Origin of the sequence: Coprococcus comes ATCC 27758 (genome assembly GCF_025149785.1) — a bacterium.
Lineage (GTDB): Bacteria > Bacillota > Clostridia > Lachnospirales > Lachnospiraceae > Allocoprococcus > Allocoprococcus comes.
In genome coordinates this window covers 523,934-549,445 of sequence record NZ_CP102277.1, presented here as the reverse complement: position 1 = coordinate 549,445, position 25,512 = coordinate 523,934, and the positions used below count along the sequence as shown (strand labels likewise).

Here is a 25,512-nt window from a genome sequence, read left to right as displayed (position 1 = left end):
AATTAATGAAAAATCTCATTTTCTAAAAAAGATCCTGTATAAAACCACTGCCTAAACAAGCTTTGATTTTAGCAGGATCTTTTTATCATCTCACAAAAACACACTTATATTTCTATCTCATCACTTATCTCGGCATCCCTTTCTCCTCATCCGCAACATACTCGAAGAAATCAAAGTCCGCATAATGCTTATGCAGCACTCTGTCCGCGCAGGTCAGTCCTACAAATGTTCCTGTAAACTCACCATATTTGCAGTATTCATCCGAGAATTTTGTTGTATCAAATGGTCCGCCGATTTTCACAAACTGCTCTCCGTCATAGCTCCACTCGAACCAGGACTTTCTCCCCTCAATATTCAGCCGCAGATAGATCGGCACATCCTCTACCGGAATACGGGTATTCAGAAGTTCTGTCTTGGTTCCATTTTCCAGATGGATGATGGAAAGTGCACTCTGTCCCAGTGTCTGGCTGTAATATTTACGAAGGTTGATGTAGTTCATGTTGTCATAATACATGATCAGTCCGGCGCTGTGCTGATGGGTTTCCGGCTTGAATTCCATTTTGGTTGTCACCCTTGCATAGACGCTGGTCAGCTTTCTTGCCAGAATACTTACTTTGTTCAGAGAGGTTCTGGATTCCTGTCCGCGAATTCTCACATAACCCGGGCGAGCCTTCACATCTGCAAATCTCTGCGGCATGATTCTCGGCGCATAGTACCAGTTGCCAAGCTCTTCTCCATCGAAATCATCGAATGACGGAATCTGCGGAACCGGGTACTCCGGAAGCCCGCTCTCTTCCACATACTCTTTTGCAAGATTGTCATCATCATACATCCGAAGCCATCCGTCTTCTGTCCACTTCATTTTCTGGATTGCAGTCTCACGTCCCAGTGTACAGCGCAGCTCCGGTGCAAATGGTCTTGCGCACAGATGGACAAGATACACTTCTCCAAGGGAAGTTTCCACATAGCTTGCATGACCGGATTTCTGAAGAACGCTGTCCGGATTATAATATTTCGGTTTCAGATGATCCGGATCCTGACGTTCATAAGATATGCCCGGTACACTCGTTACGATTGGGTTCATCGGATCGCCTTCATATGGTCCCCATACATTTTTTGACCGTCCCATGGTAACACAGTGATTGTATCCGGTTCCACCTTCTGCGCACATAATGTAATAATAACCATTTCTCTTGGTCAGATGTGGTGCTTCGATACATCCCCGGTCGGTCCCACCGTTCCAGATACGCTTTGGATATCCGATCACTTCCTGCTTCTCTGGTGAATATTCGATCATGCAGATTGCTCCCGGCTTCTCATAGCCTTCACGGGTCTCCCACTCCAGAGATACTACCCATTTTCTTCCGTCATCATCGTGGAACATGGAAGCATCAAATCCTGCTGAATGCAGATAGACCGGTTTGCTCCACGGTCCGCGGATGTCTTTTGCCGTAATCACATAATTGTCCACATCAAAGTATCTTGCGTTCATGGAATTCATCACTCCATATACGACATAGAACAGATCCTCCTGCTCGCAATAAGTCAGGCACGGTGCCCAGATTCCCTTTGCTGACGGAAGCTTTTTCAGATCGACTTCTTCGTCATCTGTCAGTACATGTGTGTACAGTTCCCAGTTCTTCATATCCTTGGAATGGTAAACCGGGATTCCAGGCATCCATTCAAATGTTGATACTGCTATATAATAATCGTCCCCTTTTCTGCAAATGCACGGGTCCGGGTTAAATCCTTTGAAAATCGGGTTATGAATCATGATTTCTCCTCCTATATGACCAGATGCCGTTCTCTTTTTCTCTGGCATCCCATTATCACCTTGCTATTAAAATCGGTCAGAACATTTCTGGATTCCAAATATCCTTCTGCCTTTACACCTTCGGGAACCAGCCAAAGTCCACACATCTTCCAAGATCCCAGCTGTCCCATCCGGTCCAGCCTTTGTCATTAACCGTATCGGTCAGCAGCTTATAGCTCCAGTAGAAATATCCGCTTCCTGTATTCCATGCCGCAAGCTGCGCTTCTGCCACTGCCTGATAGATTTTTTTCTTTTCTTCATCACTTACGGAGCTTTCCACTTCCCCGTCCAGACCATTCAATACGGACTGTCCTCCTTTGGTATCCCATCCACAAGCCAGAGAATTGAACAGGCACCATTCTCCGCAGATCACCGGGAAATATTCTTCCATTTCCTGAATATCTTTCTGAAAATGTTCTCTGATATACTTCAGATATCCTTCCATTGTCTGCTCGCAGCCATTTGCCTCTGCAACCATCAGATACTGATGGGTATCCAGGACTACATTCTTGTACTTTTCTTCCTGCATGTAGCCCTTCCATGCTTTCAGTTCAAATCCGTCGTGAATGACCACATATTTCTCTTCCGGCATATATTTCCGGATTCTGTCGTATGCGTCTTTGTAAAATCCTCTGAGAAAATCAAGTGTCACCGGACCGGAACCCTCTGCCAGCTCAGGATCAACTGCAGGATATCTCTCCGGTACCTTCATGGTTTCCCACATATTTTCTGTCACCGGTTCATTGATCACTTCAATTCCCCATAAGCCTTTTCTTTCCCCGTAACGCTCTGCCAGACGCTCCAGTACAGACAGGACAAATTCAACCTCTTCCGGATGCTTTGACCATTTACATACGCCGCAAATTCCTCCGTTGTCAAATCCATTCTGACCAAGCGGAGCGGTATGAAGATCGATCAGAATCTGTAAGCCATACGCTTCTGCCCAGTTAAATGCCTTGTCCAGTTCTTCGATACATCCGATAAATGGTTCTCTGTCGCCAAATATAAAATACGGAACCGGAATCCGGACAGCTTCCATTCCCATCGATTTGATCGTCACAAAATCACGTTCTGTAATATATTCGGAACGGTGAATCTTAATTCTTGCCTCATACACTTCTTTGGAAAGCTGTCTCGGCAGATAGTACTCATCTTCCGCTGTTGTTCCTGCAAATAACGCCGGACTCATCCATTTTTCCAGTACCAGCCAGTTTCCAAGATTGACTCCTTTAACTTTCATGATCCTTACCTCTCTTACTTCTTTATCCGCAGAGGCACCCGCCTTTCGCCGATGCCTCTTTTCATTCAATGATTTTTTTATTTTGTCTGACGTGCTTTTAAGTCTGCAATGATCTGCGGGAACTCTTTATCCAGTTTCCAGAATTTCATGATGATCAGACCACATACATAAACAGCGATCGGAATCCATACGAAGCAGACTTCGATTGAACGGAGTGCGGATGCACTCTGAACAGCTGCATCTCCTACATATCCGCCAACCTCCAGGATCATTCCAAGAAGTGCAGAACCAATACCATTTCCAATCTTATATCCAAAGCTGCATGCACTGTTTACCAGACCTTCTGTACGATATCCGGTCTTCCACTCACCATAATCGATGGTATCTGAAACCATTGCCCACATAGTTGCTCCGCCACATGCATTACCGATTCCACGTATCACACTGGAGACCACGATTCCTGCCATAGAGCCACCCACGAAATTCAAAAGCAGCATTCCGATAATATCAAGTACCAGACCGATTGCAAATACATTTCTCTTACCAAGACGTTTTACCAGCATTGCAATGAAGAACATTGCAAGAATCTGTACTACATTGAAAATTCCGTTGATCGTTGATACCAGATTTCTGTCACCTAAAATATCTTTTGCATAGTAAACGGTTGCCCCACCATTTACAGAGTACATTAAGAAGAATAATGCAAGCATTCCGGTCATCATGATCCAGTATTTATTCTTAAATAAAGCTTTGATTCCTTCTTTAAACGGTACATCTTCTACCTTTCCGTCTTCCCCTGCCGATGCCGGTTTTACACGTTCTTTTGTTCCGAAGAAGTTGATCAGGAAAGCTGCAACGGCTACCAGACCGAATACGCAGAAGGTCTTTGTCCATGCAGAAGCATTATTTCCAAATGTTTCAACTAAAGGTAACGTAAATGTATTGATCGTCAGGGTTCCTGCAGTTGCCAGCAGGTTTCTGAAAATACTTAATACCGATCTTTCATATGGATCCTGTGTCATCAGTGCGTTCAATGCAGAATATGGTACATTGATTGCTGTATAAATAACGGTAGATACCAGATTATACGTAATAAAGACATAAACTAATTTCGGTGTTGCCGCCCAACTTGTCGGTACAGAAAAAAGTAAAATCCCTGAAATTGCAAATGGGATACACATACGAAGAAGCCATGGTCTTGCTTTACCGAATCTTGATTTTGTACGATCCACGATCACACCCATGATAATATCGCTGATACCATCGAAAATTCTCGACACCATCATGATGGTTCCAACAGCCAGTGCACTTACCTTTGCATAATCTGTATAATAAAACAGTAAGAAAGCTGACATCGCCGTATAAATAATATTGCATCCAAAATCCCCACATCCGTAGGAAAATCTTTCCACCACCTTTGAAAAGGTCAATTTGTTCTTTGAATTCATCTCTCTATTCCTCTTTCAGCATATTTTTTTCATCCGTTTTGTTCTTTGCGCACTGAACATCCTTTTGTTTACGCTATTATAGTATCATATCCCATCTGGTGTGAATAGGTCTTATCCTCTGCAAAATATAGGTCGATATTCTCTTTTTATTTCTCTAAAATTATGATATACTTGGCTTTAGTAAGATCAGTGTTTTCTAAAACAGGAAGGAAAAAAAATTTATGTCATCAACGCATTCTCCTCATCTGCTTTTCAGTCCCAAAAAGAAAAGCAACAGCAACGAAAACAATCATTCCTTCTCTTATGAAGTCATCTCTACTTTAGAATCAACGGGTGTCCATTTTCGAACCTCTATTGATCCCGGAAGCTATGTTCCGGCTCATTTACATCATGCAATAGAGATCATTTATCTATTAGAAGGAAATCTGACTGTCATCATGGAATCTTCTGTTCGTGAGTATCATGCCGGGGAGTGTATCCTGATCAATTCGGATATTATTCATTCTACAAAGTGTACCTCTCCGAACAAAGCAATTCTCTTTCAGATACCACTCTCCTTTCTTTCTCTGTATCTCCCGGATGCCGACCAGCTGGTATTCAATCTGGAAAACCCGGAAGAAAGTGCTGTCCGCCGGACAAAACTCGATATCTTCAAAGAGACGCTGGTTCAGATGCAGATTGCAAATGATATCCGTCCGGAAGGCTTTATCCTGCGTTTCAACAGTCTGCTCTTTGAAATTCTTTTCCAGCTATATCATAATTTCAGTATCCGTGTTGTTCATGGAAATCAGACACAGAGAGATAAAGACCGCGCAAGACTTGACACGATCTTAAATTACATCCGTCAAAACTATAAACAACATATCAGTATTGAGGAAATTGCAAATGTTGCCTATTTGCAATCCGGCTATTTTTGCCGTTTCTTTAAAAAATGTATGGGAATTACCTTTCTAGAATATCAGAACGAATTAAGACTTTCTTATATTTACCAGGATATTCTTTCGACTGATGATTCCATCAAAGATATTTTGGAGCGCCATGGATTTACAAATTATAAATTATTCCGCCGAATGTTCTTTGAACATTTCGAGATGACACCTACCGAGGTCAGGAAAAACAGAAATGCTACTTAATCAAAACAAAAAGAACAGAAAAGATTCTCAGATACCAAAATCTTTTCTGTTCTTTTTTGTATATTATAAAGGATAGATTAGTACCTCCTCAGAGGTCATGTGTCCCCCTTGATAAAAGGGCTCAGTTCATTAAGGGCGAATGCTCTTTGCCAGTTCTTTCGCTTCTTTTGTCAGATTACAGATTTTCTCGAATTCGCCGTTTTTGATCAGATCTGCTTTTACCATCCAGCTTCCGCCGCAGCAGATGATCTTGTCAAATCCCAGATAATCTTTCAGATTCTGTGTTCCGATTCCACCTGTCGGCATAAAACGAAGCTGATTGTATGGTGCTGCCATTGCTTTGATCATAGCCACTCCACCTGCAGGTTCTGCCGGGAAGAATTTAACTACTTTCAGTCCTCTTTTTACTGCCTGTGCCACTTCGGATGGTGTCACACATCCCGGGAAGATCGGAATTTCTTTTTCCAGACAGTAATTTACGATTTCAGTATCAAATCCAGGACTTACGATGAATTTTGCTCCTTCCTTAACAGCAGCATTTCTCATAAAATCCGTTTTCCTTGAGTTCCTCTAAGTTTTCTCCAAGCCTGTAAACGAACCTGTCTATCAGTTCCTTGATAGAAAACGCGCTGAAAGAAAACCATACCTTGTTTACATGACCGCTGGTACCAATAAATTCTTACGAATCTACTATGGCAAGGTTAAGGAGTGCTTACACAACTTAGAGCAATCTCAAATCGAAGAGTCTTAAATATCAAACGATTATCACCTCCGTTAAGCTAGCCGTTTTGGGTAGCCTATTTCTTGTGCCTATTTTTCAACTCTTAAATTTCTTCAAAAAGTACTTGACTTTTTATTAGTAGGTTTTCCTGCCGAAAATATAAAAACCACAGAAAAGATACATTAATCCTTATTTGTGTCATTTCTCGGGGCGAAAATAGGGGTAAATATCCCTTTCTAAGCCTTTCAAAAAAGCACATAAGTTATTTGTACTAACCTGTGGTTATGTATTGAATTATGGGTTTTGGGTAACAAAAAACACCGTATTTCTACGGTGCGTTCTGTCAGATATATTCTGTTTTATGATAGCAGAAAACTGGAATTCACAGTTCTTCCATCCTTCCCATCTTCAGCGCCATAACAAGAGTTCCGGCTGCCATCATAAAGACACCAATTTCAATCACATAGATGGGAAGAAGCGCCGGACCTGCCACGACAAAGAAGTCCACGATAAAATGAATCCCATATGCAAGAACCGCTGTAAAAGCCGCTGTCCTGCATTTGCCTGCCTTTACCGCCCGGTAGATCAGCAGTGACAACCCGATATGCAGAATGATGGCACTGATTCTTTCGATTCCGCTTACAAAAAAGAGTGGTGCCGGTGTTGTCCATAGGGCCGACAGCTGTGACACGGTCTGGTTTGCAGACTCAGCAGGAAGTGCCGCCAGCGTATTCTGCATGGCTCCGCTGTTGATCATCAGCATGGACACAAGATTGCTGATTCCGGAGAGTCCTCCGATCAGAATGGCCTCCACACCGCCATGCCCGATTCCATACATCAGTGCATTTGGAAAATCCAGCCATTTCTTCATCCAGAACTTCATGGCAATCAGTCTTCCGGTCTCTTCAAAAACCGCTGCAGCCAAAGCCGCGTACACATAGTAAAGCCATGGCCTGCTCTGTGCGTTCAGTCCGCAGAACTGAATGACAAGAACATGCAGCTGCTGCTCCAACAGTATGGCAAACAGCAGATAGGTTCCTGCTCCGATAAAGAACGAGGAAATCCTTGCCTTAAGTTTCACCCTCCCTGCAATGAACAAAGCAATCGGTACCCCCATCGAGAGGACAACGGAGCAGATAACTCCCGCTATCGCCAGACCTGATATTGTGTTCAATTCCATCTTTATATCTCCCTGATTCTCAAAAAATTCCTTTATTGTATTTGAACTGTCCATACAATATAAAGCCTAATCCGACAATAACTGCTGGAAGAATGATATAATCTATAATTATTTCACTCCAAAACGAAACAATAAAACCTAATACAAGAGATATTCCTATAATCAGCGTTCCTGTGCCGACTGTTTTTCCATACTTTGGTATATCTTCTTCCTTTACTTTTCGCCTGTTATAAGAGTGAATTGTGCTGATATTGCCTTTGATATTTACAATTCCCAAAACAGATATGAACACTCCCAAAATCAACATTATAATATTTTCCATAATGACCTCCTAAAAATAGAATAGTTCCTCAAATTTTTTGTCCAATGCAATACAAAGAATTAGAGCCAATTTTGCAGTTGGATTAAACTGTCCTGTTTCAATAGAACTAATGGTATTTCTTGATACCCCTACCATTTCTGCAAGCTGAGCTTGAGAAAGATTTGCTTCTGTGCGAACTTCCTTTAAGTGATTTTTCAGTTGTAATTGTTCTTTCATATTCTCACCTCTAAAAGGTGGCTAACAAATCCAACAAATGCCAAAATGGAAAGCACAAAAAACAGAACAGTCAAGACCAAATCGCTCTTTCGCTTCATTTTGATAAAACGAACTAACCATTGTGTTGCAATAATGCTGAAGTATATAACCCACGGACTGTAAATCATAGTATGAGCAAGCACAGAAGATAACAGCGAAAGCAAACAACACACTAAAGCACCAACTCTACTTGCGTGACTTCCGGCTTGATATACCACTTCCATTTCAGCCAAGTCCTTATTGCGATGTTCTTTTCTGCTTGCATTTAAGATTTCGTCCTTTTTCATAAAAACACCTCCATACCAAGTTTTCTTTGCATATTTTAATTATACACATACCAAGTTTTCTTGTCAATAGAGTTCATAAAAAAGTTACAACCGATATAAGAGATAACTTTTCTACCACTTCGATTATACTCACGACTTAATGACTTCTTGAATACTTGCCGAAAAAGAAAAACTGCCATCGGTTTGACAGCAGTTCTTCTTCGGTTGGTATCAGTTAGGAATACACAATATCATTCAATACAATCTCATCGGCACAGGCTCGAATGTTATTCATCAATCCTATCCATCTCATCATATCCGTTGCTTTTCTGCACGCCCAGGTTACAATCTCCGGTTCGATCATCAGACGTACATCAAACAGATCCAGTGCCAACCGATAACGGTCCTCCATGTTTCCAAACCCGAGAACATCATTTTCCATATAAATGGTACTGATGACATAAGTTCCGTCTCCTCTGCGCACTTCCAGCACGCCTCTTGTGACCAGCCCTTTAACCGCCTCTCTTACCGTACTTCGTCCAACTTCAAATAATTCTGTCAGTTCACCTTCAGTAGGTATCCTCTCTCCTATTTTTACCGGTTTATCCAGAATATATTTCATCAGTCGATCCTCTGTCTTCTGTCCCAGTGTCCGTTTTACACCTTTTCCGCTTTGCTGCATTTCGTCACCTTCTGCTTATCCGCTTTCTCAAATTTTAGCATTTGTTTTTTCTCTTTTCAGCTCTGCATTGCCTGCCCTTCTCATTTTTGCTATACTGTCAATGTAGTTTTGCGCCATAGTTTCCGGCGTATCGTTATTTTGACTCAGGAGGAAATTTATGATCAAATTAGTTGCAAGTGATCTGGACGGCACTCTGCTTCACAACTATCAGCAGACTGTGCCGAAAGAAATATATGATACGATTAAAGCACTTCATGAAAAAGGAATCATCTTCACTGCCGCAAGCGGACGCCAGTATGCCAATATCCGCAGGCTTTTCGCTCCTCTCGGCTTCGACATTCCATATATCGCTGAAAATGGTTCCATGTGCGTCTATAAAGAAGAGATACTCGCCACCGGTCTGACTCCATCCAAAACCATCCGGCATATTCTGGATGCCCTGATGGAATACCGGAAGATCTATCACACCGGACACTGTATCCTTTCTGTAAAAGATACTTATTACAGCGACTCAACCGATGAACGTTTCATTGATTATATGGAAAATGATATGCATAACATCGTTACCTACGTGCCGGATCTGTATGCGATTAAAGAACCGATCATCAAAGCAGCCATCTGTGATTTTGGTGGCACAAAGAATCTGGAACCCTTCTTCCACAAAAGAATCGGGGATGAAATCCGCGTTGTAACTTCTGCGGATCACTGGATTGATTTTATTGCGCCAAATGCAAATAAAGGAACGGCACTGAAAGTTCTAATGGAAAAATTCGGGATCAAAAAAGAGGAATGCATCTGCTTCGGAGACCAACAGAATGATATCGAGATGCTGAAAGCTGCGGGAACAGCGTATGTCATGGCAACCGGCCACCCTCTCGCCAAGAAGGCGGCAGATTACGTTGTGGAATCACCTTTGCCGGTGATGCAGGGGTTGTTGTAGAGTAAAAATGGGGACGCTCCATATAAAGAATTGGACTGATAATATTCTTCCAAATGTTACCAGTCCAATTCTTTATATGGAGCTGTTTTTTTCAAGACAGACAACTCCCCCTATGCGTTCTCCCATCTTCACAATGGTTTCTGCTCCCTGCAACGTGTTCCGGATCAGATCACTGTCTGGCAAGACTTTATCTGGTTCCAGGAGCAGCACAACCGTTGAACCTCCGAATTCAAATCTTCCTTTTTCTTCGCCGCGTTTTACCTGGCAGCGTTCTTTTTTATAATTCCGGATCTTTCCGACCATCAGTGCACCGACTTCCATCATCAGGATGGTGCCAAGTTTTTCATTTTTTACAAGACAGTATTCTCTGCTGTTCATTTTGTAGATCGGGCAGATATCATTTGCAATCGGATTTACAGTGTGAAAAATTCCCGGAATCCTTCTCTGATAGGTCTTTTCTCCATCTGCCACGTAACAGTATCTATGGTAATCGTCTACTGTAAGACGGATTACTACCGCCCAGCCTCCCATATAATGTCTGGCAAGCTTTGCATCGCGAATGAGGCTGTGTGTTGTATATGGAGTATGTTTAATGAAGAATTGTCCGTTTTCGTGAATTGGATAGACACTCACTTTCCCGTCACATGGACTGATCAGTACGGTATCTTCCCTGTTAACCGGGCGTTCCTCAGCTTTTATTTTTCTGGTAAAGAAATCATTATAGGAATCAAATTTCTGTTTTTCATATTTGTTCAGATCGATCCCGTGTGTTCTGGCAAATAGTCCGGCAAAAACAGCGGACACTTTTGTATTCAACAGCTTCCCTCCCAGTCTGGATACTGCCGGTAAAAGAAGCGGGCGCATCAGTACTCTGGTTGCTGTATGGGTATACACAAATTTTAAAAACTTATCCTGACTGGTTGTCTTTTTTATCCGATGACCTTCTCTGTCCATGTAATACATTTCATTCCTCCTCTGCCGCTGACCGTCTGCCTGCTAAATCATACTCATATAACGCATATAATGTCTGACCAGGATGCCAATTACTGCCATTGCTACGATTACTACAATTGCTCCCATTGTTAGATTCTTTGGCTTCCTGAACTTAAAATTTGTAATAAATAAAATGCCGACTACCAGCATCACAACATGCATTGCAAGCATAAATTCACAACCTAAAAATGGTTTTAATACAACCACAAGCGGAAGTGCGATTGCCATGGATGTGATCGGGAGCCCCTGATAACATTCTCTTTTCTCTGCTGTTTCTTCCTGACGCTGTTCTTCCATCACATTGAACCACGCAAGACGGATCAGACCTGCAAGTACATAAAACATCAGGATTGCCACACCGATCACACCGCGCATTCCGAAACAGTAACAAAGGACAGCCGGCGCAACTCCGAAGCAAACAATATCGCTTAACGAATCAATCTGGATTCCGAAACGCTTTTCCACTTCTGTCCGGTTCTTTTTTGTTCTTGCAATCTTTCCATCAAACATATCACAAAGACCGGAGATTGCAAGACACATCACGCCCAGATGCAGATGCCCGTTTACTGCAAACATCATTCCTCCAATTGATACCATCAAACTGACATATGTAAGTACTACCGTATAATCATAAACCCCTAACATTCTATCTCCCTCTTTCTTCCAATTGTAAAATTTGCTACGATCGTAAGCAAGGCGCTCAGCCCCAGCTCTGTATAATATCCAATCCCACGGCTCAGGATCATTCCCGGCAAAAGAAGCCGTTTTCCGAATACCGGAATAAAAATCATGGCAAATAATTTTTCACTGATTCCCATACCTCCCGGCAGAGGAAGCATATCTACCGATACCGCAATGACCGCCTGCAGTGTAATGACTGCGACTGCTTTTGCACCTCCAAGCCCAAATGCCTTATATACAAACCATGTAGCTGTAAACAGCACAAACCGCTGGAACATGGTGATCGCAAATACATTCACGATCACCTGCTTGTGTTCCTTCAGAAAAACTGCTGTATCCCGGTACTGATCCATGGATGCATTCAGCTTTTCAATACGCGCCTCCTTATGGTGTAGAAAGTGCAGCTTTTCAAGCAGTGCCATTCCTTTTACCAGAATTTCTCTTGCAAGCCGCGGATGGAACACCAGCACCAGCATCGCTGTCACGCAGAAAACATTCAGAGCTGTCCCCAGATAAAAGATATGCCGGATACTCCAGAGATATTTATGGATAAATCCTTGTCCGAACAGTACCAGCCACAATCCGACAACCACCAGTACCAGTTTATAAGTGATCGTAACGATCATCAGCACCAGCGTCGAAACCGGTATTGGTATCTTTTCTTTTTTCATATAATAAATCTGTGCCGGCTGTCCTCCAGATGCCGAAGGTGTGATACAGCTGAAGAAGAATCCAACCGATGAAAACAGAAAACATGTCCATTTTTTCAGCCGGATTTTCAGTGTCCGCATCATATAATAGATAATGATCGATTCTCCCCAGATAAAAACCACAACACAGATCACTCCCGGAATCAGCCATAATACATTGACCTGTTCCAGGATCTTCACAATCTCACCAATATCTTCCCCATGAAATACGCCATACATTGTACCGGTAAATACCACCAGCAAAAATATGACATTGAAGATCGTCTTCTTTTTATTTTCCATCTCTCCTCATTCCTATCCGGTTTCCAAGTTTATTTGCTATTTTTTCTGTCAGACGCCGATAAATCTGCCATCCATTTGTCCGTCTGCTGATCTGCCAGGTTACTTCTGCAAGAAGAATTCCTGCTGCTGCATCCTGCCATACATGCTGCCTAAGCGCCAGTGTCGATATCACGACCAGTACCGTCATCAGGACAGAAAAAGCTTTATACCAGTTGGAAATCTTCCGGTTCTTCCTGACCGCAATACAGCTGAACCAGCTTGCCATGCAGTGAATGGACGGAAACAGGTTGATTGGCTTATCAACTGTATACAAAAACCGTACTGCCTGCGTCCAGATATCCGTCCCTGTCAGAACCGGCCTCGTATTCGTGGTCGGATAAAAAATAAAGCACAGCATACATACCAGCCGCGCATAAAAATCCGCAGTAAAAAACTGGTATTTCACCTTCTCCTCCCGCATCGATGCCATGAAATAGTTCACTACCCAGAAAAGATAACACCCAAAATAAATAATAATAAACTGTGGCATAAAAGGAATCACTTCATCCGCCGGACCAGAAAGATTATGAGTCTTGATTCCCGTCCGTAATAGCGGCACTCCCCAATATACCACAGCATTCATACAAAATGTAATAATAAGTGGAATTATAGTTTTTATTTTCTTCATACAATCTATACTATACATAAATAAAAAAATAGCAATAGTCTTTCGCAATTCTTAAAGAAAAAAGGGGCTGTGAAAAAAGCATAGTCCCGAAAAAAAGAAGGACCAAGGGTTTATTATAAACCCTAAGGTCCTTCTTTCTGTTATAATTAGCTTGCAATGAAAATTAATAACATAATCTATTCTAACCCAAAACAGGCAGTTTTGCCACTGCTAATTCAAGATTATCTGGACATCTGTGATCCAGTGCTGACTTTTGACAAATTTATGGGAGAAATTGAACTGGAGAAGTATCTGAAAAATATTCCACAACATTATACAGGAAGACTCAGATATGACCCGGTCAGCATGCTGAAGACAGTTTTGTTCGGATTTATGGCGAATGGCTATATATCATTACGTGAGTTGGAGGACCAGTGTAAAGTCAATCTCCGCTTCATGTATCTCATGGATCATCAAACACCTTCTTATCGTACCTTCGGCTACTTCATTAACGAGGTACTTGCTGATTCCATTAAAGAAATATTTCAAGACATAAATAAAAAAATCTTCGAGACAGAACATGTGGATCTCCAACATCTATACATCGATGGCTCCAAGTTTGAAGCAAATACAAATAAATATTCCTGGGTGTGGAAAAAAGCCACAGAAAAATCCAGATACCGTCTCTTTGATAAGATTACTACACTCTTTGAGGAAATCAATGAAGAACTGTCATGTACAGGGATAAAGCTTTGTATCAATAGTGAGTATGCACCTGAGTATCTGAAGAAAGCGACTGAACAGTATGCAGAAGCCTGGCAGATTGATGAAACGATGTTTGTTCATGGGAGGGGACATCGCAAAACCACGCAGCAACGTCATTATGAGAAACTTAGGGAGTATGCTGTAAAACTAGAAGAATACGTGGAAAAAATCAAAATCTGTGGGAAGGAACGCAACAGCTACTCAAAGACAGATCATTCAGCCACTTTTATGCGGATCAAGACGGACTATATGGGAAATGACCAGCTGCTTCCAGCTTACAATGTGCAGGTTGGTGTTGCGGATGAATACATTGCTGTTGTTGATGTAAATCAGTATCGCTCAGACATGGATTGTTTTATTCCGTTGATGAACGAGTTTTATACTACATATGGCTTTTATCCGAAGTATCCAGTGGCAGATGCCGGATATGGTTCTTACAACAATTACATCTTTTGTGAACAGCATGGAATGGAAAAGTATATGAAATTCACCATGTTCAAGAAAGAGACTACTGACAGGAAGTATCGTGAAGATCCATTCCGAGCGGTAAATTTTCCAATTGGTGAAGACGGAATCATGCGTTGTCCAAACGGGAAAAACTTTTATCTTCGGTATCGAAAAAACGTAAAGGGAAACAAGTATGGACGTCAGGAAGAATACTACCAGTGTGAAGACTGTTCCGGATGTCCATACGCAGAACAATGTAAAAAGACAGATAAAAACCGTATCGTTCGGATCAACCGTGAACTTACAGCGATGCATCAGGAAGTAATTGAAAATCTTGAAAGTATCCAGGGAGCACTTCTAAGAATGAATAGATCTATTCAGGCAGAAGGTACATTTGGCATCATCAAAAACGACCGTTGGTACAAAAGAATTGTCCGAAGAGGAATAAAATCTGTTCTGCTGGAAGTATTTCTTGTTTCTATTGGACACAATCTTTATAAATATCACAACAAACAGAAAAAAGTTGCAACTGCCGCATAGGATTCCATAATAGCTTTCTTATGGGGAAAGGGGAGTTATACACTTTTTTATGAACTATAACTACTGTTGTATTCATAAGCAAAGGACGCATGAAAAAACTTTCGTTTTTTCACACGCCCTTTTTTCTTTTATATTTCTTTATTTTTACAGAACCTTTGACAGGAATTCCTTTAAACGCTCATCCTTAGGATTTGCAAAGAACTCTTCCGGAGTTCCCTGCTCTTTTACTCTTCCTTCATCCACAAACATGACACGGTCAGCAACCTCTCTTGCAAATCCCATTTCATGTGTAACAACAACCATGGTCATGCCTTCCTGGGCAAGCTGTTTCATCAGCTCCAGAACCTCTCCAACCATCTCCGGGTCCAGTGCGGATGTCGGCTCATCAAAGAGCATTACATCCGGGTTCATGGCAAGGGAACGCACGATCGCGATCCGCTGCTTCTGTCCACCGGAAAGCTGTGACGGATAAGAATCTGCCTTCTCTTCCAGTCCAACCCTCTTAAGAAGTACTCTTGCTTCTTTTTCTGCCTCTGCTTTATCCTTTTTCAGGAGCTTGATCGGAGCCAGTGTGATATTTTCAAGAATCGTCTTATGTGGGAAAAGATTAAAGTGTTGGAACACCATTCCCATCTTCTGACGATGTTTGTCGATATCTACCTTTGCATCTGTAATGTCCACACCTTCAAAATAAATATGACCTCCGGTCGGCACCTCCAGAAGGTTCAGGGAACGGAGGAATGTAGATTTTCCGGATCCTGACGGTCCGATGATTACCACAACTTCTCCTTTGTGGATCTCTTCTGTAATTCCATTCAGTGCATGAAAATCGCCAAATGCTTTCTGCAGATTTTCTACACGGATCAATACATCTCCATTAGTGGTCACTGTTCCTTAGCCTCCTTTCCAGCATACTTACCAGTTTACTGAAGATCATAACCATAACCAGGTAAATGATCGCAACTGCCATCAGCGGCATAAGCGCATCGTAGGTTCTGCTTCGGATGATATCTCCACCCTTTGTCAGATCCTGAAGGGCAATATATCCGGCAACAGAAGTCTCTTTTAAGAGAACGATAAATTCGTTTCCAAGTGCCGGAAGGACATTTTTAAACGCCTGCGGCATGATAATATAGATCATTGTCTGACGATAATTAAATCCAAGGCTTCGTCCTGCCTCAAACTGTCCGTTATCAACTGCCATAATACCGGAACGGAAAATCTCAGCAACATAAGCACTGGAGTTCATACCAAATGCCAGAATCGCTACGATCGTCTTACTGACATCCACACTTGCAAAAATTACAAAGTAAATGATAAGCAGCTGTACAACAACCGGTGTACCACGGATGACCGTGATGTAAATCTGGCAGATCAGATTCAGGAGCTTCAGCTTGCCGGTCTTATCATATGTGGAACGGACAATTGCCAGAAGGAATCCGAGAACTACACCGATCAGGACAGCACAAAAGGTTACAATTAATGTAACCTTAAGTCCGTCTGCAATGTAGTGCCATCTGTCATCTTTTATAAAATTCATTATAAATCTTGCTTTAAAATCACTCATAAGACACCACCAGTCTGTACCCGATTAGTCTGTAATATATTTTGCAACGATTTTATCAAATGTTCCATCTTCTTTTAACTCTTTGATCGCATCATTGACTTTCTTAACCAGATCATCATTACCTTTTTTGATTGCCAGTGCATAGTCTTCTTCTACATAAGAAGTCTCCAGGATCTTCAGACCTTCATTTTCTTCTACGAATGTCTTAGCCGGCTGGTTATCAATGATCACTGCATCGATCTTGCCCTGCTGCAGAGCCTGTACAGCTTCCATACCTTTGTTGAAACGCTCTACATTATCATCACCGAAATCATCTGTAGAATAAATATCCCCTGTTGTTCCCTGCTGAACACCAATCTTCTTTCCTTTCAGATCATCCGGTTCTGTAATATCACTGTCATCTGTTACAATGATAACCTGAACTCCTGTATAATAGCTGTCAGAAAAATCAACCTGTGTAGCACGGTCTTCTGTTACAGTCATACCTGCTGCTCCGATATCTGCTTTTCCGCTCTGAACAGCCGGGATAATAGAGTCAAATGCCATATCTTCGATCTTCAGATCCATTCCAAGCTTGTCAGCGATCGCTGCTGCGAATTCTGCATCGATTCCGACAACTTCGTCTCCGTCATAGTATTCAAATGGCGGGAATTCTGCGTTTGTAGCCATAACAAGCTTTTCTTTCTTGTCTGATTTTGCAGAGTCACTCTTTGATGAATCACTCTTTGATCCACAAGCTGCAAAACTGAATACACATGCACATGCAAGTACAACACTGATTACTTTTTTCATTTTCATAATACCAACCTCCAAATTTTATCCATTTCCCCTATTCTATCATGTTATAAAGAAAAAACAAAGTGGGTTTTTATACATTTTTCTGCATAAATTCCCACCTTTTTTCGTGATTATTCTCTTTTAGCCGAAAATCAGGAAATAAAGAAGTACCAGAACTCCAAGTACAATACGGTAATAACCGAATGCCTTAAAGTCATGCTTCTTGATATATCCCATCAAAAACTTGATTGCAAATACGGATACGAAGAACGCTACCAGGCATCCCACAAGCAAAATGACCACTTCGATCGCGGTATAATGGAATCCGAATTTGATAACCTTTAAGATACTTGCTCCGAACATAACCGGGATTGCAAGGTAGAAGGTAAATTCTGTTGCCACATAGCGGGAAGTTCCGATGAGCAGTGCTCCAAGGATGGTTGCTCCTGAACGTGAAGTACCCGGGATCAGTGCCAGGACCTGGAAGCCTCCGATGATCAGTGCCATCTGATAGGTAAGCTCTGTCAGCTTTGTAACCTGCGGTCTGGTGTGTTCATTCTTTTTCTCGATCAGAATGAAGAAGATACCATAAATGATCAGCATCAGTGCAACAACTACATAATTGTAAAGATACTTGTCAAGGATATCATCAAATAACAGCCCGATCACAGCTGCCGGCAGACAAGCCACAACGATCTTGCACCACAGGTTGATTGTATTTCTCTTCTGCTTCGCTGATTTTCTCTTTGAAAACGGATTCAGCTTATTGAAATACAGAACAACGACCGCCATAATTGCACCGAGCTGGATCACAACACGGAACATACTGTTGAATTCATGACTTGTACTCATATGTAAGAACTGCTCTACCAGAATCATATGCCCTGTACTACTGATTGGAAGCCATTCTGTGATACCTTCCACGATACCCAGAATGACAGCAATTAAAACATCTAACATTTTGACCTCTTTCTATCCCCTCTCGGGATTCAATACAAATTTTTCAATGGCAGCCGCCACACCATCCTCCTCATTGGACAATGTGATATAATCTGCCACCTCTTTTACTTCATCTGCTCCGTTTGCCATCGCAACACCAAATCCGACTTCTTTTAACATCATCAGGTCATTGTTGCCATCCCCGCATGCCATGATCTCTTCTCGTTCAATTCCAAGAAGCCTGCCAAGCTGAATCAGTCCCATTCCTTTGTTGACTCCCGGTGCATTGATCTCCAGGTTCGTTCCCATCGAATCACTGATGCTTAAATCCCCAAGCTCCATGATCCGCTGCTTTGCTTCCAGCCGTTCGTCCTGGCTCTTAAAAAGTGCATGGATCTTATCCATCTCATGCCCATTCATCTCTTCCATCTTCTCCCAGAGACTCGTAATGCCTTTGCGGGTGGTTCGGATATAATCTGCCATCGCAGGATTCCGCAGATACTCTCCGACTTTCAAAAGTTCATCTGCCTGTACGAAACCTCTTCCATCAAAATAGATCTCCTTGAACGTATCATAATCTCCAAAAATCTTAAGGATCGCTGCTCCCATCTCATAAGAGAGCATATTGGCATAAAGTACTTTTTCTTCCTGTAAATCCAGGATCCTTCCGCCGTTCGATGTCAATGCGTACCGCATCCCCGGGAAATTCCGGAGCACTTCCGGGATCCCTGTCACCGGACGCCCTGTTGCGACCAGCACTGTTACCCCCTGGTCGATCGCACGTGTAAGTATTTCTCTTGTATGACTGGTCAGTTCTTTCTTATCATTCAGTAAAGTACCATCCAGATCAAGCCCTATCATTTTTATCTTTTTCATGAATAATTCCCTCATTTATGGTAAAGCTAAAAATACATTTCAAATCTTAGTATAACACGATTCCCCGTGTATGTATAACAAAATTTGCGGATTCAGGCATTTTGTAGTATACTGATAAAAGCTCAATTTTGAAGAAAGGAAGAATTATGAAGAAAAGGTTAAAAGCATTTTCAAGGACAACCATCGCACTCCTTACCGCTGCCCTGGTCTGTTCCCCGTTTACAAAAGCTTACGCCGATGACACTGTAGACTCTCTCGAAAAGCAGACAAACGGTCTTCAGAACCAGCTCGACTCTCTGAATCAGGACCTTACTAGTCTCAGCGCTGAGATCACAGATCTTGCATCAAAAATTGAGGATACGGATGCTTCCGTACAGAAAGCAGAACTGGATCTTGCCGCCGCAAAACTGGACGAGCAGTTACAGTATGATGCTATGAAGAAAAGAATCAAATATATGTACGAAACAGGAAATACGTCACTCTTGCAGATCATCTTTTCTTCTGAAAGCATGGGAGATTTCTTAAACAAAGCAGAATTTGTCAAGAACATTACAGAATACGACAGAAATATGCTGGATGAATTACAGAAGGTTCACGAGCTTGTCGCTAAAAAGGACTCTGATCTGAAAGCAGAGCAGGCTTCTCTGGCAGAGATGAAAACAAATCTCGACCAACAGGAACAGGAACTGAATGATAAGATTTCCTCTACTTCCGGTGAACTTCAGGCTTCATCCGAAGCACTGGCAAAAGCAAAAGAAGCACAGGCAGCCGCTGCTGCCGCACTTAAGAAAAAACAGGAAGAAGAAGCTGCAGAACAACAACGACAGGCAGAAGCTGCACAGACTGCTGCCAATAATACTTCAAGCAGCTCCGGGAACACGGATTCCGGTAGTTCCGGCGGCAATACGACGATTACAGTTCCGGATACTCCTGCCGAGACCACAGATCTGGTTCTCTTTGCTGCAATTCTGCAGTGTGAAGCCGGCGGTTACAATTATGACGGTATTCTTGCCGTTGCTACAGTCATCATGAACCGTGTAGCGAGTCCGCTGTATCCGAATACGATCAGCGGTGTCGTCTACCAGAGCGGTCAGTTTGCTCCAACCTGGGACGGAAGCTTAAGCCGCGTCTTGCAAAGCGGACCTGTATCCTTATGCTATCAGGTCGCTCAGGAAGCGCTCGGCGGAGCACGGCTTGCATCCGTAAGCGGATGTTACCAGTTCCGAAGCGCAAGTACCGGAATGTCCGGGATCAACGTTGGGGGAAATGTATTTTTCTAAATCCTGTCCCTGCGGATGTACGTTCGATTCATTCACAGGACAGAATAAAAAAAACGGTATTTACTCATTTTCACGAGTAAATACCGTTTTTTATTTTCTACGCATTATAGTTTGCAAGAAACTGTGCTATCAATTCCACACAACCTTCCACATCTTTTTCATCTGCTACCTCTGCAGGCATGTGCATATAACGAAGCGGGATTGATACCAATACCATCGGTACACCCTGATTTGAAAAATGAATCTTATCTCCATCCGTATAACTAAGCCTGCTTGCAGCTTCTCTCTGAACTGGAATTCCTACTTTTTTTGCACATTCTTCCATTTTGGCATTTAAAGTTTTTACCACGATCGGACTGTTGCAAAGAACCGGTCCACCCCCCAGAAGAACCGTTCCCATCTCAGCCGGATTCATTCCACTGCAGTCGCTTGTGTAAGTCACATCCACAACAATCGCAAGTGTCGGATTAATCCGTGTACTTGTCCAGAAAGCTCCGGTTTTCGTTGTCTCCTCTCCAGTTGTAGAAGCTCCATAGACACCAACTTTACATCCAAGCTCTTTCGCTCTCTTGATTGCTTCCATAATGATATAAACACCAAGTCTGTCATCCAATGCTCTGGCTGTAAATTTACCATTTTTCATCTTACGAATATGTGTATCCGGAACAATCGGATCTCCCAGACTTACATTCTTTAAAGCATCTTCTCTATCTTTCGCCCCAATATCGATCAGAAAATGCTTTGTTCCCAGATTTTCTTCTTTGAACAAATCACGATATGCTTCGACAACACCGTAAACCTCTCCGTTTTTTGTCTTGATACGCACCTGACGTCCCGGATAAGTTGCCGGAACAATTCCGCCTCGGTCAATCACCTGCAGTCTTCCATCTTCCCGGATGTTCGAAATCATAAGTCCGATTTCATCTGCATGTGCCGAAAGCATGATACGTACATCGTTTTCCGGATTCAGAATACATGTTAGATTTTGCATCTCATCACGGCAAATCTCATCTGTATATTCTTTCATTTCTTCTGTTACAATATCCTGCACCTGCTCCTCATAACCCGATACCGAAATACTGTTAAGAAGGTTATTTAAAAATTTTTCATTCATTCTAGTCATCTTCTTTCTTACTTAGCCGTAACTTTCAGAAGATCTGCAAATGCAGACAGATTATAGGTTCCAAGTCCGCTTGCAACTGCATCCCCGATAGCAGCACAATCCATTCCCCCTGCGATTGCTGCCTGCAGTCCTGCTTTTGCGTCTTCTACAACCAAACACTTATCAACCTGTTCGTCTACATACTCTGCTGCTTTCACAAATACTTCCGGATCCGGCTTTGATTTTGAAATATTATTTCCGTCTGAAATTGCATCGAAATACTCTCCAAGTCCCAACTGCCCGAGAATAAATCTTGCGTTTTTACTGGATGATCCAATCGCCAGTTTATATCCATTCGCACGAAGATCATCCAATGTTTCCTTTACTTCTGCAGACAGATCTGCAGGACTCATATTTTTCAGAAGTTCTTTATAGATATCATTTTTCTTTGTTGTCCAGCATTCTTTCTCTTCTTCGCTCATTTCTCCTTCATAGCGTTCCAGAATAATTTCAAAACTTTCCATACGGCTCACCCCTCTGAGTCGATTATTGATTTCTTCATCAAAATAGATTCCCAGTTCATCTGCAACTGCTTTCCATGCTTGATAATGATATTTATCTGTATGACAGATTACCCCATCCAAATCAAAAATTACTGCATTGTATTTCTTCATCTTTTGCTTCTCCTTCTGTTTCAGACAAGTTAGAAATGATGACAGCGGCTAGGATGATCGCACATCCGATCACCATGCGAAGTGTAATCACTTCATGCAGAATGATGATAGAAAAAATCGTTCCAAATACAGATTCCATTGAAAGTACAATCGCTGCTTTTGTCTCATCTACATACTTCTGGCATGCGGTCTGGAGCAGATAACATACAGTCGTACTGATTACTCCCAGATACAAAACACTTAACCATCCCTGTGTTGTAACCTGAAAATCGTTCTCTCCAAAAATCACAAGACTGACTGCCGATAATACAAATGCTGTGATCATCTGCACCATGTTCAGTACAGATGCCGGATATTTTTTCACAAATTCTCCGGTAAAAAAGATTTGGAACGCAAATCCTACCGCACAGAGAAGTGTAAGACCATCTCCCAGACTCAGTGTAAGATTTCCATTCAAAGAAAGCAGTGCTACTCCAATAACGGACATGATTGCTCCAATGATTCCTTTCATGCCTACTTTCTTCTTCAAAATTATAAATGCAATGAACGGCACTATAACTACATTCAGTGCTGTAAGGAATGCATTTTTGGAAGGTGTTGTATATTGCAGACCGATAATCTGAAGTGCAAATCCTGCAAAAAGTGCAATTCCCATCAGAATACCTGCTTTTATTGCACCTGCACGCTTCTCAAGTTTCCCTTCTTTTTTATGCTGTCCCATGCTGATCATCCCCATCAGCACAGATGCCAACAAAAATCTTACCATCATAATCTGGAAAGGCTTCATGCTTCCCAGTGCCATATCACTTGCGACAAAGCCGCCTCCCCATATGACCGTAACCAGTATAAGTCCTCCGATTGCCAGCCATTTTTTCATCATATATCCTCCCGTCTCTTTTTTAGATTGTTGTTACTTTTCCATTTATTTCAGCTTCTACAGGTTCTCCTGCAAGACGAATGACCTTTGCCTGATTACTTCCATCTGCCGTAATTTCAAGCCATGCCCCTCTATAATGCAGACGGAATGTTAATCCCTGCCATTCCTTTGGCATATTCGGATGAACTTTCAACATACCATCTTCTCTTTGCGCTACACCTGCAAACCCAAATACAATTGTCTGCCATACTCCACCAGTATTTGCCGCATGGATTCCTTCTCTTGTATTTCCCTGCATATTCAACAGGTCAATAAAGGCTGCGCGGCGAAGATACCGATATGCTTTTGAATCATCCCCTACTTTAAGCCCCATAACAGAGAAAATACTCGGACTCAATGAAGAACCATGAAGTGTACGCTTTTCGTAATAAGCGTAGTTTTCTTTAATCGTTTCTTCATCAAATTCATTTCCCATAAGGTGTAACAGCATAACAACATCTGCCTGCTTATTGATCTGTGTCTCTCTTGCTCTTTTTGTCTTAAGTGCATCCGGACGTACTGGCCAGTCATTCTCATCATATTTTTCGATTGTTACATTATCAAGCTCGAAATATCCTTCAAACTGTTCCAGAAGTCTTGTGCCTTCTTTTCTTGGCAGATACATCTTTTCCTGCACTTCTTTCCAGTGTGCAGTTTCCGCCTCTGTAAGTCCTGTCTTTTCGATCAGGATATCATACGCTTCCTGATTCTCTTTCTTGATTGATGCAAGCAGTGAAAGAACATATCCGAGATTCCATCTCGCCAGATAATTGGTATAGAGGTTATTATTAACCGGTTCATGCCATTCATCCGGTCCCGTTACCTGATTGATTTCATAACGATCCTGCTCTTTGTTGTACTCACAACGGCTTGCCCAAAATCTTGCTGTCTCTGTCAGAATCTCCGCTCCTTTGCTGTAAAGGAAATCCATATCCTGCGTGATCTTAACATAATTATAGATTCCATAAGCAACTGCTGCTGTTACATGATGCTCATATACCGCAACATAACATCTATAACAGGTTCCATCCGGCTCAATGGTCCAGTCCGGACACTGCTCTGTACCATCATCTGCTGACTCCCACGGATACTGTGCTCCTTTATATCCATTCTTATGTGCATTTGCACGCGCTGCATCCAGAAGATGGTATCTGTAATTTTCCAGATTCTGTGCAGTCTTCGGAAATACCCATGAGAAAAACGGAAGCATAAAAAGTTCGGTATCCCAGAAAGCATGTCCACCATATTCTTCTCCTGTTAAAAGCTTTGCCCCAACATTCACATTGTCATCATGTTCGTTTCCCGTACTCATCAGATGGAAGATGTTAAAACGGACTGCACGGTTCAATTCATCATCCCCTGTAATCTGAATATCTGCATTTTCCCACATCTTCTTATAAACATCTTCATGCGCTTTCAGTTCCTGATCAAATCCCGTTTCAACAAATCCTTCAATTTCTTTTTCGATTGTTGTATGAAGAGCATAAGCCGGACATTCTCTTTCTGTATACATCGAAACATATTTTACGATTTCTACTTCTTTTCCTTCTTCTACATGGATATCACCAAATTCCACACTCTGCTCACCAAATCTGCTTATCATTCTGTTTCCAAGAATCTGTTTTCCATCTGCATAAGCTTCGATACGGCATCCACAACCTACATGCAGATGATTTTCTCTGGTTGCAACTTCCACATAACATCCATCTGCTGCCAGCTTTTCATTCGCTGTCATATAAGTATGTTTTACCTTAAAGCGTGGTGCATCATAAAAATTAATGATCGTACCATCAATAATACTTTCTACTTCAATAATTCCACTGTAGTTGAGCGGTGTCACATAAAGCCGGATTCCCATCCTGTGTACATTGTTTCTGCTCACAAACCGGATTCCTTCGATCAAAGTCTCTCTTCCTTTTGAGTCCTTCAGACGAACTCTCTTTCCAAGAAAAGCTCCTTTCATATCAAGCACTCTTGAAAATTCCAAAATTTCACAGTCTTCAATTCCAATCAATTCTTTTTCTACATAAAGTCTGATTCCAAGCCAGTTCGGAAGTGTGGAAAGTTCACGCATAAATGTCTCTGACTTGTCAAACACTCCATTGATATAAAGATATGGAAGTGTAATCTTTGTTCCTTCCTCATGACTTCCCCGGATTCCGAGGTAGCCATTGGAAAGTGCAAACAAACTCTCATATTTGAGATTCTCTTTTGCCTCATACTGATCCTGCCAGATGAGCCATTCATCGCTATGTAATCTGTTTCTCAGATTTCCTGAAAACATTTCTCTGCTCATATATGATTGTCTCCTTTATTC

Annotated in this window: 25 protein-coding genes and 2 pseudogenes; 5 read left to right on the top strand and 22 right to left on the bottom strand. The window is 42.0% G+C overall.

What is annotated here, in order from left to right; all coding sequences use genetic code 11:
* Window positions 1–124 precede the first annotated feature (124 nt).
* The 3 genes from NQ556_RS02925 to NQ556_RS02915 all read right to left on the bottom strand — a co-directional run bounded on the left by NQ556_RS02925 (window position 125) and on the right by NQ556_RS02915 (window position 4,501).
* A complete protein-coding gene (locus tag NQ556_RS02925) occupies window positions 125–1,774 on the bottom strand; it encodes a glycoside hydrolase family 43 protein (RefSeq protein ID WP_204575786.1) in 1,650 nt (549 codons plus the stop codon).
* A gap of 112 nt (window positions 1,775–1,886) precedes the next feature.
* On the bottom strand, window positions 1,887–3,053 hold the full coding sequence (locus NQ556_RS02920) for a glycoside hydrolase family 5 protein (protein WP_044999026.1): 1,167 nt from the start codon (window positions 3,051–3,053) through the stop codon (window positions 1,887–1,889).
* A 77-nt stretch (window positions 3,054–3,130) separates the two neighbouring features.
* A complete protein-coding gene (locus NQ556_RS02915; protein ID WP_008372651.1) occupies window positions 3,131–4,501 on the bottom strand; it encodes an MFS transporter in 1,371 nt (456 codons plus the stop codon).
* 221 nt (window positions 4,502–4,722) lie between these two features.
* On the opposite strand from NQ556_RS02915, the gene NQ556_RS02910 reads away from it, so the two are divergent.
* Window positions 4,723–5,634 carry a helix-turn-helix transcriptional regulator gene (locus NQ556_RS02910; RefSeq protein ID WP_008372649.1) on the top strand — a complete coding sequence of 304 codons (912 nt, stop codon included), beginning with the start codon at window positions 4,723–4,725 and terminating at the stop codon, window positions 5,632–5,634.
* A gap of 129 nt (window positions 5,635–5,763) precedes the next feature.
* Here the strand turns inward: NQ556_RS02910 and eda are convergent.
* Window positions 5,764–6,168, bottom strand: a pseudogene (gene eda, locus NQ556_RS02905) (bifunctional 4-hydroxy-2-oxoglutarate aldolase/2-dehydro-3-deoxy-phosphogluconate aldolase); the annotation flags it as partial.
* A 52-nt stretch (window positions 6,169–6,220) separates the two neighbouring features.
* On the opposite strand from eda, the pseudogene NQ556_RS16635 reads away from it, so the two are divergent.
* Window positions 6,221–6,385, top strand: a pseudogene (locus NQ556_RS16635) (IS110 family transposase); the annotation flags it as partial.
* Between the two features lie 352 nt (window positions 6,386–6,737).
* Here NQ556_RS16635 and NQ556_RS02895 read toward each other — a convergent pair.
* The 5 genes from NQ556_RS02895 to NQ556_RS02875 all read right to left on the bottom strand — a co-directional run bounded on the left by NQ556_RS02895 (window position 6,738) and on the right by NQ556_RS02875 (window position 9,060).
* Window positions 6,738–7,535, bottom strand: a complete 798-nt coding sequence (locus tag NQ556_RS02895; RefSeq protein WP_243426633.1) for a YhfC family intramembrane metalloprotease — start codon at window positions 7,533–7,535, stop codon at window positions 6,738–6,740.
* 19 nt (window positions 7,536–7,554) lie between these two features.
* Window positions 7,555–7,857 carry a hypothetical protein gene (locus NQ556_RS02890; protein ID WP_008372645.1) on the bottom strand — a complete coding sequence of 101 codons (303 nt, stop codon included), beginning with the start codon at window positions 7,855–7,857 and terminating at the stop codon, window positions 7,555–7,557.
* A 9-nt stretch (window positions 7,858–7,866) separates the two neighbouring features.
* Window positions 7,867–8,073 (bottom strand): helix-turn-helix transcriptional regulator, encoded by a 207-nt coding sequence (locus tag NQ556_RS02885; RefSeq protein ID WP_003865061.1) that lies wholly within the window; start codon window positions 8,071–8,073, stop codon window positions 7,867–7,869.
* Window positions 8,070–8,399 (bottom strand): DUF6442 family protein, encoded by a 330-nt coding sequence (locus NQ556_RS02880; RefSeq protein ID WP_005608366.1) that lies wholly within the window; start codon window positions 8,397–8,399, stop codon window positions 8,070–8,072. The genes NQ556_RS02885 and NQ556_RS02880 overlap by 4 nt, the downstream gene beginning before the upstream one ends.
* A 214-nt stretch (window positions 8,400–8,613) precedes the next feature.
* Window positions 8,614–9,060: a TnpV protein gene (locus NQ556_RS02875; protein ID WP_008372643.1), complete on the bottom strand. Its 447-nt coding sequence runs from the start codon at window positions 9,058–9,060 to the stop codon at window positions 8,614–8,616.
* A gap of 157 nt (window positions 9,061–9,217) precedes the next feature.
* Between NQ556_RS02875 and NQ556_RS02870 the strand changes: the two genes are divergently transcribed.
* Entirely contained in the window at window positions 9,218–10,000 is a 783-nt protein-coding gene (locus NQ556_RS02870) for an HAD family hydrolase (RefSeq protein ID WP_008372640.1), read from the top strand.
* Window positions 10,001–10,072: 72 nt separating this feature from the next.
* Here NQ556_RS02870 and NQ556_RS02865 read toward each other — a convergent pair whose 3' ends face one another.
* The 4 genes from NQ556_RS02865 to NQ556_RS02850 are packed head-to-tail and all read right to left on the bottom strand — an operon-like array spanning window position 10,073 to window position 13,195.
* Complete coding sequence (locus NQ556_RS02865) at window positions 10,073–10,963, bottom strand: phosphatidylserine decarboxylase (RefSeq protein WP_204575784.1); 891 nt, start codon at window positions 10,961–10,963, stop codon at window positions 10,073–10,075.
* A gap of 33 nt (window positions 10,964–10,996) precedes the next feature.
* Entirely contained in the window at window positions 10,997–11,638 is a 642-nt protein-coding gene (locus NQ556_RS02860; RefSeq protein ID WP_008372637.1) for a CDP-alcohol phosphatidyltransferase family protein, read from the bottom strand.
* A complete protein-coding gene (locus tag NQ556_RS02855; RefSeq protein ID WP_008372636.1) occupies window positions 11,632–12,666 on the bottom strand; it encodes a lysylphosphatidylglycerol synthase transmembrane domain-containing protein in 1,035 nt (344 codons plus the stop codon). Before NQ556_RS02855 ends, NQ556_RS02860 begins: the two co-directional genes overlap by 7 nt.
* Window positions 12,656–13,195: a phosphatase PAP2 family protein gene (locus tag NQ556_RS02850; RefSeq protein WP_227120131.1), complete on the bottom strand. Its 540-nt coding sequence runs from the start codon at window positions 13,193–13,195 to the stop codon at window positions 12,656–12,658. Before NQ556_RS02850 ends, NQ556_RS02855 begins: the two co-directional genes overlap by 11 nt.
* Before the next feature lie 294 nt (window positions 13,196–13,489).
* Here NQ556_RS02850 and NQ556_RS02845 point away from each other — a divergent pair, with 294 nt between their 5' ends.
* On the top strand, window positions 13,490–15,064 hold the full coding sequence (locus tag NQ556_RS02845; protein ID WP_055156304.1) for an IS1182 family transposase: 1,575 nt from the start codon (window positions 13,490–13,492) through the stop codon (window positions 15,062–15,064).
* Between the two features lie 144 nt (window positions 15,065–15,208).
* On the opposite strand, the gene NQ556_RS02840 is transcribed toward NQ556_RS02845, so the two are convergent.
* The 5 genes from NQ556_RS02840 to NQ556_RS02820 form a co-directional block, all read right to left on the bottom strand.
* A complete protein-coding gene (locus tag NQ556_RS02840; protein ID WP_008372631.1) occupies window positions 15,209–15,952 on the bottom strand; it encodes an amino acid ABC transporter ATP-binding protein in 744 nt (247 codons plus the stop codon).
* Window positions 15,942–16,631: an amino acid ABC transporter permease gene (locus tag NQ556_RS02835; RefSeq protein ID WP_008372629.1), complete on the bottom strand. Its 690-nt coding sequence runs from the start codon at window positions 16,629–16,631 to the stop codon at window positions 15,942–15,944. Before NQ556_RS02835 ends, NQ556_RS02840 begins: the two co-directional genes overlap by 11 nt.
* Before the next feature lie 24 nt (window positions 16,632–16,655).
* Window positions 16,656–17,429: a basic amino acid ABC transporter substrate-binding protein gene (locus tag NQ556_RS02830; protein ID WP_008372628.1), complete on the bottom strand. Its 774-nt coding sequence runs from the start codon at window positions 17,427–17,429 to the stop codon at window positions 16,656–16,658.
* 120 nt (window positions 17,430–17,549) lie between these two features.
* The gene (locus NQ556_RS02825; protein ID WP_022220164.1) at window positions 17,550–18,368 is read right to left on the bottom strand and encodes an undecaprenyl-diphosphate phosphatase; all 819 of its coding nucleotides are present in this window, start codon (window positions 18,366–18,368) and stop codon (window positions 17,550–17,552) included.
* 12 nt (window positions 18,369–18,380) lie between these two features.
* The gene (locus NQ556_RS02820; RefSeq protein WP_044999024.1) at window positions 18,381–19,223 is read right to left on the bottom strand and encodes a Cof-type HAD-IIB family hydrolase; all 843 of its coding nucleotides are present in this window, start codon (window positions 19,221–19,223) and stop codon (window positions 18,381–18,383) included.
* A gap of 146 nt (window positions 19,224–19,369) precedes the next feature.
* Here NQ556_RS02820 and NQ556_RS02815 point away from each other — a divergent pair, with 146 nt between their 5' ends.
* Entirely contained in the window at window positions 19,370–20,503 is a 1,134-nt protein-coding gene (locus NQ556_RS02815; protein ID WP_008372623.1) for a cell wall hydrolase, read from the top strand.
* 97 nt (window positions 20,504–20,600) lie between these two features.
* Here NQ556_RS02815 and NQ556_RS02810 read toward each other — a convergent pair whose 3' ends face one another.
* The 4 genes from NQ556_RS02810 to NQ556_RS02795 are packed head-to-tail and all read right to left on the bottom strand — an operon-like array spanning window position 20,601 to window position 25,491.
* Window positions 20,601–21,617: a M20/M25/M40 family metallo-hydrolase gene (locus NQ556_RS02810; protein WP_044999023.1), complete on the bottom strand. Its 1,017-nt coding sequence runs from the start codon at window positions 21,615–21,617 to the stop codon at window positions 20,601–20,603.
* Between the two features lie 17 nt (window positions 21,618–21,634).
* The gene (gene pgmB / locus NQ556_RS02805) at window positions 21,635–22,279 is read right to left on the bottom strand and encodes a beta-phosphoglucomutase (protein WP_008372621.1); all 645 of its coding nucleotides are present in this window, start codon (window positions 22,277–22,279) and stop codon (window positions 21,635–21,637) included.
* A complete protein-coding gene (locus NQ556_RS02800) occupies window positions 22,251–23,156 on the bottom strand; it encodes a DMT family transporter (RefSeq protein WP_055157774.1) in 906 nt (301 codons plus the stop codon). The genes pgmB and NQ556_RS02800 overlap by 29 nt, the downstream gene beginning before the upstream one ends.
* A gap of 22 nt (window positions 23,157–23,178) precedes the next feature.
* Window positions 23,179–25,491, bottom strand: a complete 2,313-nt coding sequence (locus NQ556_RS02795) for a glycoside hydrolase family 65 protein (RefSeq protein WP_008372616.1) — start codon at window positions 25,489–25,491, stop codon at window positions 23,179–23,181.
* Window positions 25,492–25,512 lie beyond the last annotated feature (21 nt).

Excerpts from the sequence above, each read along its gene's own strand:
- NQ556_RS02825 (WP_022220164.1), bottom strand. The coding sequence starts at position 18,368 with ATGTTAGATGTTTTAATTGCTGTCATTCTGGGTATCGTGGAAGGTATC.
- NQ556_RS02820 (WP_044999024.1), bottom strand. The coding sequence starts at position 19,223 with ATGAAAAAGATAAAAATGATAGGGCTTGATCTGGATGGTACTTTACTG.
- NQ556_RS02915 (WP_008372651.1), bottom strand. The coding sequence starts at position 4,501 with ATGAATTCAAAGAACAAATTGACCTTTTCAAAGGTGGTGGAAAGATTT.
- NQ556_RS02860 (WP_008372637.1), bottom strand. The coding sequence starts at position 11,638 with ATGTTAGGGGTTTATGATTATACGGTAGTACTTACATATGTCAGTTTG.
- NQ556_RS02925 (WP_204575786.1), bottom strand. The coding sequence starts at position 1,774 with ATGATTCATAACCCGATTTTCAAAGGATTTAACCCGGACCCGTGCATT.
- NQ556_RS02870 (WP_008372640.1), top strand. The coding sequence starts at position 9,218 with ATGATCAAATTAGTTGCAAGTGATCTGGACGGCACTCTGCTTCACAAC.
- NQ556_RS02890 (WP_008372645.1), bottom strand. The coding sequence starts at position 7,857 with ATGGAAAATATTATAATGTTGATTTTGGGAGTGTTCATATCTGTTTTG.
- NQ556_RS02865 (WP_204575784.1), bottom strand. The coding sequence starts at position 10,963 with ATGTATTACATGGACAGAGAAGGTCATCGGATAAAAAAGACAACCAGT.
- pgmB (WP_008372621.1), bottom strand. The coding sequence starts at position 22,279 with ATGAAGAAATACAATGCAGTAATTTTTGATTTGGATGGGGTAATCTGT.
- NQ556_RS02850 (WP_227120131.1), bottom strand. The coding sequence starts at position 13,195 with ATGCCACAGTTTATTATTATTTATTTTGGGTGTTATCTTTTCTGGGTA.
- NQ556_RS02885 (WP_003865061.1), bottom strand. The coding sequence starts at position 8,073 with ATGAAAGAACAATTACAACTGAAAAATCACTTAAAGGAAGTTCGCACA.
- NQ556_RS02875 (WP_008372643.1), bottom strand. The coding sequence starts at position 9,060 with ATGCAGCAAAGCGGAAAAGGTGTAAAACGGACACTGGGACAGAAGACA.
- NQ556_RS02920 (WP_044999026.1), bottom strand. The coding sequence starts at position 3,053 with ATGAAAGTTAAAGGAGTCAATCTTGGAAACTGGCTGGTACTGGAAAAA.
- NQ556_RS02835 (WP_008372629.1), bottom strand. The coding sequence starts at position 16,631 with ATGAGTGATTTTAAAGCAAGATTTATAATGAATTTTATAAAAGATGAC.
- NQ556_RS02830 (WP_008372628.1), bottom strand. The coding sequence starts at position 17,429 with ATGAAAATGAAAAAAGTAATCAGTGTTGTACTTGCATGTGCATGTGTA.
- NQ556_RS02845 (WP_055156304.1), top strand. The coding sequence starts at position 13,490 with ATGAAAATTAATAACATAATCTATTCTAACCCAAAACAGGCAGTTTTG.
- NQ556_RS02815 (WP_008372623.1), top strand. The coding sequence starts at position 19,370 with ATGAAGAAAAGGTTAAAAGCATTTTCAAGGACAACCATCGCACTCCTT.
- NQ556_RS02795 (WP_008372616.1), bottom strand. The coding sequence starts at position 25,491 with ATGAGCAGAGAAATGTTTTCAGGAAATCTGAGAAACAGATTACATAGC.
- NQ556_RS02800 (WP_055157774.1), bottom strand. The coding sequence starts at position 23,156 with ATGAAAAAATGGCTGGCAATCGGAGGACTTATACTGGTTACGGTCATA.
- NQ556_RS02810 (WP_044999023.1), bottom strand. The coding sequence starts at position 21,617 with ATGAATGAAAAATTTTTAAATAACCTTCTTAACAGTATTTCGGTATCG.
- NQ556_RS02910 (WP_008372649.1), top strand. The coding sequence starts at position 4,723 with ATGTCATCAACGCATTCTCCTCATCTGCTTTTCAGTCCCAAAAAGAAA.
- NQ556_RS02895 (WP_243426633.1), bottom strand. The coding sequence starts at position 7,535 with ATGGAATTGAACACAATATCAGGTCTGGCGATAGCGGGAGTTATCTGC.
- NQ556_RS02855 (WP_008372636.1), bottom strand. The coding sequence starts at position 12,666 with ATGGAAAATAAAAAGAAGACGATCTTCAATGTCATATTTTTGCTGGTG.
- NQ556_RS02880 (WP_005608366.1), bottom strand. The coding sequence starts at position 8,399 with ATGAAAAAGGACGAAATCTTAAATGCAAGCAGAAAAGAACATCGCAAT.